At 42.1% G+C, this 11,827-nt stretch carries 5 protein-coding genes and 1 pseudogene; 4 read left to right on the top strand and 2 right to left on the bottom strand.

Annotated elements, in window-relative coordinates; translation table 11 throughout:
- Positions 1-178 precede the first annotated feature (178 nt).
- From ACYVAA_RS20585 to ACYVAA_RS20570, 4 genes are all read left to right on the top strand, one after another.
- Positions 179-2,470 carry an alpha-amylase family protein gene (locus ACYVAA_RS20585; protein WP_460545432.1) on the top strand — a complete coding sequence of 764 codons (2,292 nt, stop codon included), beginning with the start codon at positions 179-181 and terminating at the stop codon, positions 2,468-2,470.
- A 20-nt stretch (positions 2,471-2,490) separates the two neighbouring features.
- On the top strand, positions 2,491-5,460 hold the full coding sequence (locus tag ACYVAA_RS20580) for a glycoside hydrolase domain-containing protein (protein WP_460545430.1): 2,970 nt from the start codon (positions 2,491-2,493) through the stop codon (positions 5,458-5,460).
- Positions 5,461-5,544: 84 nt separating this feature from the next.
- Positions 5,545-7,365 (top strand): right-handed parallel beta-helix repeat-containing protein, encoded by a 1,821-nt coding sequence (locus ACYVAA_RS20575; RefSeq protein ID WP_460545428.1) that lies wholly within the window; start codon positions 5,545-5,547, stop codon positions 7,363-7,365.
- A gap of 39 nt (positions 7,366-7,404) precedes the next feature.
- Positions 7,405-9,855 carry a glycoside hydrolase family 95 protein gene (locus ACYVAA_RS20570; RefSeq protein ID WP_460545425.1) on the top strand — a complete coding sequence of 817 codons (2,451 nt, stop codon included), beginning with the start codon at positions 7,405-7,407 and terminating at the stop codon, positions 9,853-9,855.
- Between the two features lie 439 nt (positions 9,856-10,294).
- Here the strand turns inward: ACYVAA_RS20570 and ACYVAA_RS20565 are convergent.
- A pseudogene (locus ACYVAA_RS20565) lies at positions 10,295-11,101 on the bottom strand (IS1595 family transposase); the annotation flags it as partial.
- Between the two features lie 126 nt (positions 11,102-11,227).
- Entirely contained in the window at positions 11,228-11,773 is a 546-nt protein-coding gene (locus tag ACYVAA_RS20560) for a DeoR/GlpR family DNA-binding transcription regulator (protein ID WP_460545434.1), read from the bottom strand.
- Positions 11,774-11,827 lie beyond the last annotated feature (54 nt).

Genomic DNA, 11,827 nt, shown 5'->3' with positions numbered 1-11,827 from the left:
GTGCACAGAATTGATTTTGTCTTTGTAAATCAAAAAGTGGAAGTTGATCATTATGGAGTGTTGACAGATAGCAATGACCAGAAATTCCCCTCTGATCATTTACCGGTGATGGTAAAAGTAATGCTGGACTGAAGCTTCAGCATTGATTAAAAAATTGTAAACGAAAAAAAGTTATAAAGTGAATAAAATAGATTACAATTATTGGTTAAACCGATGGTCATTTGTTTTTTTGACCTTATTGTTTTGTAGTAGGGTATATGCTCAGAAAAGGCCATATGAATTAGATGCCAGTCAGGTAAACAAAAATGTTCCAAAAGTAGATTTGGTCTTCAAGGGAAGCCATCCTGATGGAGAAAGCCTTGGTGTAAATAATCTATTCTTCGAAAAAAACGGGGAGCCTTGGTTTCCTCTGATGGGAGAGTTTCACTACATCCGGTATCCGCAAGCTTATTGGGAGGAGGAAATTTTAAAGATGAAAAGTGCCGGCTTGCAGATTGTGGCAACTTATGTTTTTTGGAATGCCCATGAAACAAGTCAGGGAAAGTGGGATTGGTCAGGGATCAAGGATTTGCGCCATTTTGTGGATTTATGTGCCAAGCATGATATATATGTTTGGCTACGCATTGGTCCCTGGTGTCATGGTGAGCAGCTACATGGTGGACATCCTGATTGGATCAATGATATGAAAGGCAAGCGGTCAAATGATACTGTGTATCTAGCGGAAAGTAGAAAATTATTCCATCAAATAGCTGATCAAGTGGAAGGCCTGTGGTTTGAAGAAGGAGGTCCGATTATTGGCCTTCAACTGGAAAACGAATATGCTTCAGGTGACCCAGAACATATCAGTGAACTGAAAAAGATCAGTGTTGAAGTAGGGATGAAGCCGGTTTATTATACAGTGACGGCCAATACGGTCTTTGATGATAGCAAGGCAGAAGTGATTCCGCTTCAGGGGGCCTATCCTTATCGCGGATGGGAAAAAGGGGGAGGTAAGGCCACCAAGGATTTCCTTTATGGAAATGACCAGTGGATCATGACCGATGCTCTGGGGAAAGTGTATTATGATGTCCATAAATACCCCAAAGGACTTTGCGAGCAGGGCTGTGGTAGCCAGATGACTTTTAGCAACCGCTTTGTAGTCGAACCCCATGTGGTGGAAGCCCATCTTCAAAACCAAATAGGCAGGGGAATGAATCTGGTGGGCTATTATATGTTTCAGGGCGGAACCCAACTGCCCGGCTTGAAGGAGCCAGGTTACCCCGATTCCTATGATTTTCAAGCTCCCTTGGGTGAGTTTGGCCAAGTCAGGGCATCCTACAAATACCTGAAAACACTGCATCATTTTGTAAACAGTTTTGGAAGTGACCTGGCCCAAATGCAAGTGATAGAGCCTGAAGATCCTGTCAGGGATGAACTGGAAACAGATCGGTTGAGGTATGTGGCAAGGACCAATGGGAAAAGTGGCTTTATTTTTTTGGGGAATACCCAAGTACGGGTGCCAATGCCGGAAAAACAATTCCAACTGAAATTAAAACTGGCTGATGAAGAGCTGGTCTTTCCGAAAAATGAATTGACCCTGGCAGGGGAAACCACGGCTATCTTACCATTTAATCTAGATATTAATGGTGTGATGTTGAATTATGCCACAGCACAGCCTTTAGCTAAGATAAGCTATGAAGGCTTGCCTTATTACTTTTTTTATAAGGTAAAGGGCATGGAAGTGGAATTGGCTTTTGATGCATTATCTGTGGCATCAGTGGATGGTGATAATTGGACAAAAGAGGTGGTAAATGGTCAAGCCCTAATGCGTCCAAGAACCGATAATGCAAGAAAGATAGATCTTCGGTCGAAAAATGGAGAAAAAGCTGTCTTGGTATTGCTAAGTAGGGAAGAGGCTGAAAATACTTGGATTGCAGATGTTGATGGACAAAAAAGATTAATTGTTTCCACTTCGGATTTACTTTTTGATCAAGATAAGATTATCTGCAACAGTTGGGGAATATCACCTATTGACCTGAAAGTATTTCCGTCCATGGGATCGTTAAAATCCAGAAATGGACAGGTAAGCAGTCTTGGAGGGGATGGCGTTTTCCAAGAGTTTAGTATCAATTTACCTGAAGCCTATTCCAAACCAAACATCAAGCAGCTGTCAAATACCAAATGGGAAGTGGAGTTAAATAAAGAACTTCCGGAACAGTTAAGCGACCTGTTTATGGAAGTGGATTATCAGGGAGGCATGGCCAAAGTCACTAAGGAAAACAGGGTGCTTACAGACAATTTGTATAACGGAGAACCTTGGGAGATAGGCTTGAAAAGGTATATGGAAAATGAACCTTTAAAATTACAGCTGGAAGCTTTTCCCTGGTCAGATGAAATTACCGGAGTGGAAAAGCCCAAAACCAACTTGCCAGAGATAAAAAATATAAAGTTGATTCCAGTTTACACGACTGAAATCAACTTGGATAAATAATAGAAAACTATTCGAGTAAAATGAAAAATTTATTTGTTTTTATAATCATCCTATTGACCCAATATTTAGGTGTTGCTTGGGGGCAAAAATCTGCTGATCTCAACTATTCAGTGGCCAATGAACCCTGGGAAGAGGCATATGGAAACCACAGGGCTGTAGTGGAAGTTGGACAAGCAGCTGAGGCCCTTATTTTGGATTTGGAATGGAGAAGGCATGACAAGGATCCAGGAGATAAGCGCTTTATAATTGTCAATTCTGAGACCGGGGAGGAAGTAGAAAATATCCATCGTATCAAGGTTGACCAGGAAACATGTAAGCTGGCATTTGGGCCAGTGAAAAATGCTGGAACCTACTACTTTTATTATTTGCCTTTTGAAATCCAGGAAGAGTACGGCTTTTATAATAAGGATTATTTGCCTGTTGAGTCAAAACCAAACTCAGATTGGTTGAAGTCCAGTGGCCTAGTGAATGGAGCATTAACTCCTTTGACCAAGGCCAGCTTGGAGGGATTTCAGTCTCGGACAGCTTTTGACAGCTTTTTCCCCATGGAAGTAATTGCCCTTCAAAGTGAAAAGAAAAAGCTCCAAAGTGAATATAAAGCGGATTTTTTGATCTTCCCTGAGGATCGAAAATTGCCGATTAGGATGCTGGACGAAATTCCCTACCGATGGATACAACAAGGACCTTCTGCGGTATTCGAAGGTGAAGCCTGCCAAAACGAATATTACACCTTTCAGCTGGGGGTATTTGCCTCGCAAAAAGAGCTCAGAGATGTGCAACTTTCTTTTTCTTCTCTTGAAGGCCCTGCTGGAAAGGTACCGGCTGAAAGTATCACCTGTTTCAATACCGGAGGAATGGGACCCTATGGGGCGCCATTTGTGAAAGTGGTGGATGTGGAAAAAGGGGATGTACAGCCCCTTTGGATTGGTATAGACCTACCTGAAAGTATCGCTGCAGGTGATTATAAAGGCAGGGTTACGCTAAGTGCGAAAAACTCTTCTCCACAATCCGTGGATATACATTTAAAAATCAATGATACTATATTAACTGATCGGGGAGACAGTGAAGCCTGGAGGCATTCCCGATTACGTTGGCTTAATTCCACTTTGGGTTTAGATAACGAAGCTACTGAACCTTTTCAAGCGATAAGCCAAGAAAATAATGTATATAGGCTTACACAAAAGAAAGTGTACTTTTCTGATCAAGGGCTTCCTGCATCTGTATTGATCAAAAACAAAGAATTGCTTCACCGGCCGATTTCATTTGTGGTCCAAAGTCAAGATGGAACCGAAGAATTCCTTAAGGCAAATGCTGAGGAATTTGTCACAAAAGAGGATGGCTTGGTTTCCACTTCCTGGAAAGGAATGTCGGAAAACTTCAGTTATGAAGGATTTAGAGCGGTGGAATCCGATGGGCATATCAACTATCATATAAGCCTGAAAGCCTTGAAACCTGTTCAAATCAAGGATGTTATCCTGGAGATTCCTTTTAAGAAGGAGCTGGCCAAATATATGATGGGCATGGGGCTTCCTGGAACGGATGTTCCTGTAGCACATCATGCCAGCTGGAAAGGACCGCATGATAGTTTTTGGATGGGGAGTACGGAAGCTGGGCTTTGGTGCGAGTTAAGGGGAGGAGAATATCATGGGCCTTTGTTGAATCTTTATCATCCAGAATACCCTGAGTCCTGGTATAATGAAGGTAAAGGGGGATTTGCTATCAAATCCAATCAGGAAGAAGTAAAGGCTAGGGTGTACAGCGGTGAAAGGACTTTGGCTGCTGGAGAAAAATTGGACTTTGAGTGGGCAATGATCCTGACACCAATCAGGGAATTGGATGTTAAAAGTCAGTTTGAAGACCGGTATTACCATAATGGAGCAAAGCCTAAGCCCAGTGTTGCGGATTTTGATGCCGGAGTAAAAGTAATCAATGTGCATCATGCCAATGAATACAATCCCCATATCAACTATCCTTTTGTAGCTGTGGATGAAATGAATGAATTTGTGGATGACATGCATGAAGTTGGGGAGAAGGTGAAAATCTATTATACCATCCGGGAATTGACGAATTACACCACAGAGATCTGGGCGCTAAGAAGTCTTGGTAATGAGATATTAGGTGATGGAAATGGAGGTGGATATCCTTGGCTCAGGGAACATTTGGTAGACGGTTATCGCCCACAATGGTACCAGTATTTCCCGGACAAAAGTGCCGATGCATCCATTGTAAATGCACCAGGAGATTCCCGTTGGTACAACTATTATATTGAGGGTTTGGCCTGGTTGGTCGAAAATGTGGGTATCGATGGGCTTTATTTGGATGATGTTTCTTATGACCGAAGAACCTTGAAAAGAATCAGGAAAGTTATGGACCGTACCAAGCCGGGTTGTTTATTGGATTTGCATTCCAACACTGGATTTTCTAAAGGACCTGCCACGCAGTATATGGAATTCTTTCCGTATTTGGATAAGCTATGGTTTGGGGAGAGCTTCCATTATGATGAAATGTCACCGGCAAACTGGCTGGTGGAGGTTTCAGGTATTCCCTACGGTTTGATGGGGGATATGCTTCATGCGGGTGGCAACCCGTGGAGGGGAATGGTTTATGGGATGACTGTCCGCTATCCCTGGTATACGGAAGGTGTTTCATGTGATCCTAGGGCTATATGGAAGGTCTGGGATGATTTTGGGATATCAGAGGCTAAGATGATTGGTTATTGGGATGAAGGGGCAGTAGTAAAAACTTCCCATCAGGATGTATTGGCGACAGCCTATGTAAGGGAAGGAAAACTTTTGATCGCTATAGCCAGTTGGGCTGAGGGGCCAGTAAAAACTAAACTTGCTATTGACTGGAAAGCATTGGGGATAGATCCTAAGGGAAAAAGAATGAAAATGCCGGAAATTGAAATGTTTCAAGAAGGTATGGAGAAAAACTTGAACGAAAGTATCCAGATAGAACCTAAAAAAGGATTCTTAATAGTAGTGGAATAATAAAGATTTTTAAAACAGAATAACAGTAAAGTATTGGTATCAATGAGACAAAGTATCAGAGAACAATTATTAAATAATCTATTGTTGACTATAGTATTCTTGATCCTTTTATCCGGGCAGAATCTGTTGAATGCCCAAACCGTCATTCAGCTGGAAGACTACGGTGTAAAGGCCAACTCCTACAAAAATGCGGTGGGAGGTATTCAGGCCGCTTTGAAAGAGGCTGAAAAGCATGAAAGCGCTGTTCTTAGATTTCCGGGAGGAAGGATTGACCTTTGGCCAGAAGGGGCCATCAAAAAGGAATATTATATTTCCAATACCACCGAATCGGATACCCTGAGTAAGGTGAAGTCAATCGGTATTTTGTTGGAAGGCATGCAAAATGTGACCTTGGAAGGTAATGGAACCCTGATCGTCAGTCACGGAAAGATGGTGCATTTGGCTCTTGACCATAGCAAGAATATTAAGGTAAAAGACCTCTCTTTTGATTATGAAAGACCTACGATGTCAGAGTTTGAGGTGGAGAAACTTGGTGATGACTTTGCCATAGTGAAGGTGAATAAGGACAGCAAGTACCTGGTGGAAAACGGCAAGGTCACTTGGTATGGAGAGGGCTGGAAAGCAAATCATCTTCATGTGATCAAGTTCGATCCAGAGATAGAAACCATGCATTATGATAAGTCAAAATTTATCGAAACCAGCATGGCTGAAGACCTAGGGGAAAACAGGATCATGTTCCGGGGATTTGACTTTAAAAACTCAGCATTGAAAGAAGGGGATATATTGACGTTCAGAGATACCTACCGCGACTGCGTAGGTTTGCTCAATAACTTTTCGCAAGACCTGACTTTTGAAAATGTAAACTTACATTACTTGCACGGCTTGGGTATGGTGAGCCAGTTTTCCAAAAACATCCATGTGGATGGCATCACCGCCCGGCCCCGGAAGTCAACAAAAAGGGTGATTGCCGGATTTGCTGATTTTCTCCATTTTTCGGGCTGTTACGGAGATATTAAGATTGAAAATAGTACGTTTTCAGGTTCCCATGATGATCCGGTGAATATCCACGGTACCCACCTTAGAGTAGTTGATCATGAGCAAAACAAGATCAAGGTCCGGTTTATACACCACCAGACATGGAACCTGATGGCCTTTGAGGCAGGTGATTCCATCGGTTTTGTGGACAATAATAACCTTTCGGTGTATGACCATGCGGTAGTAAAGGAGGTGTTCAAAATCAACCCTAAGGAGCTGGAACTGATTTTGAACAGAAAGGTTCCTGAGAAGCTGGGGGAAAAGCATTGTGTTGAGAACATGACCAAAACTCCTTCGGTCCTGATCCGAAACAACCGTTTTGAGCATACCAACACCCGTGGATTATTATTGACGACAAGGAGAAAAGCCATCATAGAAAACAATGTGTTTTTCCGCACGGGCATGCATGCCATCTTAATAGCTAATGACTGCAACTTCTGGTACGAGTCGGGGCCGGTAAGGGATGTGACCATCCGAAACAATCAGTTTATAGAATGTGGCTATAATTCTTATCCTGGAAGCTATGCCATTGCCATCAAGCCGGAAGTATTGGAGTTTGCCAAAGGACAATATGTGCACAGCAATATCCGGATTTTAGACAATGAATTTGTCTTGGCCAATGGGGCCTTACTTACCGCAAGGGCTACGAAAGGGCTGATATTTAGGGGCAATACCATCAAGAACGGAAAACCGGATATTGTCGCGCCGACAGACCAACCTTTTATATCCATTGAACACTGTACCGATGTGCAGCTCCAGTCCAATAATTTCAGCACCTTCAAGGGAGAAAAACGACTTCAGCTTAAGGAAATGAGTAAGAAGGCAGTTCGTTTGGGGAAGGATCAAAAATTGGTATTGGAAGAAAAGTGAAGGAGAAAATAAATCTATGGAACCACAATAACCTTTAATATGACCAAAATAAATGTATTTAAAAGTAGTCGAAAAAAGCTGCTTTTTGGGCTGGCCTTACTGGTGACTTTGACGGGATGTACTCAAGAAAAGTCAGTAACTAAGTTTCGTGGCATGTTCAGTTCTGAACCTGCCGAGAAGTGGGAGGATGCGCTTATAAGTGGAAATGGAGAGATGGGGGTTCTTGTATTTGGAAACCCTGCTCATGAACAGATCATTTTTAACCATGAGCTGTGTTATGAATTTATAGGTTCCGAAGTTGTAGAACCGCCCAATATTGCTCCTTATTTGCCTCATGTACGGGCTTTGATGAAAGCGGGTAAATATGATGAGGCAACAAGGTATTCCTATGAAAAAGCAGTGGAGGAGGGCTTTGGAGGGATCATGTGGACGGATCCTTATCATCCAGCTATGCTGATGAATCTGGATCAAAAGTTTGAGGGAGAGGTAGCGGGGTATAAACGGCAAGTTAATTTTGAAACTGGAGAAATTAGCGTTAGCTGGTCTGCGGGAGGGCAGCAATATTTGCGTAAAACATTTGTTTCCAGGCCGGACAGGGTAGTGGTGCAGGAATATAGTAGTTCTGGGGAGATAGAACTTTCCATGGAAATAGGACCGTTAATTCCTGATCTGATTGCCCAGCAGGATAAATACGGAGAGAATTTACGCATTGGAAAATCCTCCAAGACAGTTTCTGGTGAATGGATGGAATTCAGACAGCCCTATGAGTTATATGGAAGGGGATATGAAGTCATCCAAAAAGTTCTACCAACAGGAGGGTACTTACATGCAATAGATGGAAAGATGGAAATCAGCGGTGCTGATAGGGTCTTAGTTATTACGAGAATTGAGTTTTTGGAAGATTTTGACCAGTCCATAATCTCTGAGACTATGGAAGCCATTAATCAGTTGGGCCATGAATACGAAACCTTGTTGGAAAAGCACCAAAGAGTTCATGGCGAGATGTTTAATCGGGTAAGACTTGATTTACTTGATGAGGCTGAACACATGACCCTTTCATCTGAACAAATGATAAAAAAGCAAAATGAAAACCAAGATGAAATATTTTTACCCCTTTTGCAGTCCATGTTTGATATGGGCAGGTATACACTGATCAGTTCTTCAGGTAATAATCCACCTAATCTCATGGGGATTTGGAATGGAGAGTGGAGACCTGCTTGGTCAGGAGATTTTACTACTGATGCGAATGTAAATTTGCAGATTGCCTCTGCTGCTATCGGGGACTTACCGGAAGCAATCGACAGTTATATGACCATGTTGGAAAGGGTAATGGATGATTGGGAGGTCAATGCCCAGCAGCTGTATGGTGCTGAAGGATATTTGGCGGGAACCAGGACTTCTGGGAGAAGGAATCTACACACCCATTTTAGCATTGGTTTCCCAGGACAATTTTGGTTGGCAGGGGCAGAATGGCTTTTGCTCCCCTGTTATGAATATTATCAGGTAAGTGGGGACGAGGTTTTTCTAAAAGAGCGTCTTTTGCCTGCGTTGGAAAAAACAGTGAAGTTCTTCGAAAGCTTTTTAAAGGAATATGATGAAAATGGACATTATTTCTTTGCGCCCAGCTATTCTCCAGAGAATTCACCTGCCAATATCGATTTGCAAGGAACTGCCAATGCCACCATGGATATTGCAGCCGCCAAAGAAGCGATTTCAAACCTTATCCGAATCAGCGAAGAATTGGGTGCCCATCAGGATAAAATGATTCACTGGAAGTCCATGCTGAAGCAAATGCCTCCTTATCTAGTGAACAGTGACGGGGCCTTAAAAGAATGGGCTATGGATGACTTAGAGGATAATTATGACCACCGGCATATATCCCATCTATACCCTGTTTGGCCGGGCTTTGAAATCAACCCTGAAGAAACTCCTGTGCTGTTTGAAGCAGCCTCTACGGCCTTGTTGAAAAAGGGGAGAGGCAATAACTCCGCCCATGGCCTTATGCATGCGGCACTAATTGCGGCCAGGTTAAAGATGGGAGAAAAGGTTTATGACAACTTGAAATTTAAGCTTAGGAACAACTATATCTTTACCAGTTTGTTTACCTCCCATAATCCAGATTGGAAGATTTACAATGCTGATGCGCTGAATAGTCTGCCTGCTGTGATTTTGGAAATGTTGGTGTATTCTCGGCCAGGGGTGATAGAGCTTTTACCTGCTTTGGATGATAAATTGTCCAAGGGTAAGGTTTCAGGTGTCAAGTGCCGTACCCAAGCCACTGTGGAGGAACTGGAATGGGATTTTGAAAAAGGTATGGTAAAAGCTGAAATCTCCTCAACTAAGGAACAGGAAATCGAACTGTTTTTTAGAAAGGGCTTCACCAGCATTACGGACCAAACAGGAAAGGCCTATACCAAGGCCTCTGCGATATCGGTTAAAATTGATTTCCAAAAAGGTGAGAAAAAAGAGGTGAAAATTTCATTTAAATAAATGGGAGTAAAAATCTTATCTCCAGCTTCAACGTGCACAGTGTTGAAAAATTGCTTGGGTTTCTCCAGCTATAGGTGCCATTTAGAGGTTATACTCAATACATCGAATTGAGTTTATAATGATCCTAGACAAGGGGGCAAGTTAACTTTTAACAGAAATAGGATTTCTTGAGTTTGGCGATGTATTTTGCTGTCGCTTGAATTAAAGATGTTTCCTGATCCGTTTCTACAATGTTTATAAATCCAATATGTTGGGAGCAGTAAGCATGTGTAGGGGGCAGGGGCATCCCAAGAGAATCCCTCTCTTGGGATGTATCCGTATTGCAGTTGTCTATTTTATTCTTTGAAATTTAATAACATTAGAAAATTTTCTCAAATAATTTTTGCATCATGTTCCTCACAGGAGAATTCTATGAAGGTATTTAAATCTAGAGACCATACCAGTTCTGCATGTATTTTTCTGTTGCCATATGATAAATGCCCAACAGGTTCTTTTTTTAATCGTTGATTGCTTATGGACCCAGTTGAGGTCACCTTTCGTGGATGCTTCCGAAGAAATGACCCTGATATGGTCTTCCACAAGACGTTCAAGGTGGTCATAGGCCAAGTTGCTATCTGTAAACAGCACGGTTTGGCTGCCGAAACTGCCTTCCACTGTTCCTGCTGAGGCATCCTTGAGTACCTTCATCTTAAAAAAGCCGTAATCCCTTTTCTTTTTGCCCGTTTCGGGTTCCTCAAGGGGTGTGGACTCACAGGCGACGGCGACGATGGGCTGCTTTTGGTTCCCTTTTCCCTGTTTTAGCTGCTTTGCCACTTGTTCATAGGAGGCCTTTTCCACATAGGCCTCATCATATTCCACCATGATCTGAAACAGGTACAGGCTGTCCCTTTTGCCCATTACCGACCTGATCTTGTGTATCAGCTTAAAGGCGGTTTCATATCTGCCCAGTCCCAACTGTCTTTGGAATTCCATGCAGGAAAACCCTTTTTGGTCGCGGACATCAACAGGAAAGCCGTAAGCCAAGTGAAAAGGGAAAGGTTGCTGTTCTCCATCACCGTCTCAGCCTTCAATGAAGTCCTACATCTGCATTTGCTGCACTCGAAGAATTTCCGCTCACTGTACCAATAATGCTTGGAGAATTCCCTGCACGTTTTACAATAAACACCGTTCTTGTCTCGATAATGCTTCAGGTATGACTCATACCTCCTCTCATCTGGAAATGCTTTACAAAGTCTATTATGTTCATCTGGCTATCTTTTTAGCCAAGTTAATTCTTTATCCGAACCGTAAATTCTCACGTGACACCAGTTGTCTTATTTTGTCGCGTGCAAAGTTCCGGAGAGTCAGGTAATAGTTTTAGGTTTGATGTGTTTTAATTAGCAATAATGACTTTAATATCCTTTTCTTCTAATGCTTTGATTGTGCTTTTCGGAGCATTTTCATCGGTAATGATATAATGAACGTGGTCAAAGGAACATACTTTTCCTAATCCTCTTTTACCAAATTTTGAACTGTCTGCAAGTATAACGAGTGTTTGAGCGGCATCAATCATTTTTTTATTTAGGCTAGCCTCTGAAATGTTTGTAATTGATAATCCAAAATCCAAATCGATGCCGTCAACTCCTAAAAACAATATACTTGTGGAAATGTCTTCTAATGTTTTTTCAGCATTACTTCCTGTGACGGAGGATGAATTTGGTCGGATTATGCCTCCTAGCTGAATTATTTCAATATTTTTTTTGTCGCATAGTTCAATGGTTACTTTGACCGCAGGTGTTATAACTGTTAAGGGATGTATAGGTTGTAAAAACCTAGCAACTTGAAATACAGTTGTTCCTGAGCCAATTATTGATGAATCACTATCTCCTATAATTTTTAAAGCCTCTTTGGCTATTTTCTCTTTTTGTTCGTAGTTAATTAATGCTTTTCATTTATATGCCTTTCATTCATATAGGGGTTGTTTAAGGACCCC

This window comes from Echinicola sediminis (genome assembly GCF_054777495.1).
This window is presented reverse-complemented; position numbering and strand designations above follow the sequence as displayed.

Coding starts and splice junctions, on each gene's coding strand:
- ACYVAA_RS20580 (WP_460545430.1), top strand. CDS start 2,491: ATGAAAAATTTATTTGTTTTTATAATCATCCTATTGACCCAATATTTA.
- ACYVAA_RS20570 (WP_460545425.1), top strand. CDS start 7,405: ATGACCAAAATAAATGTATTTAAAAGTAGTCGAAAAAAGCTGCTTTTT.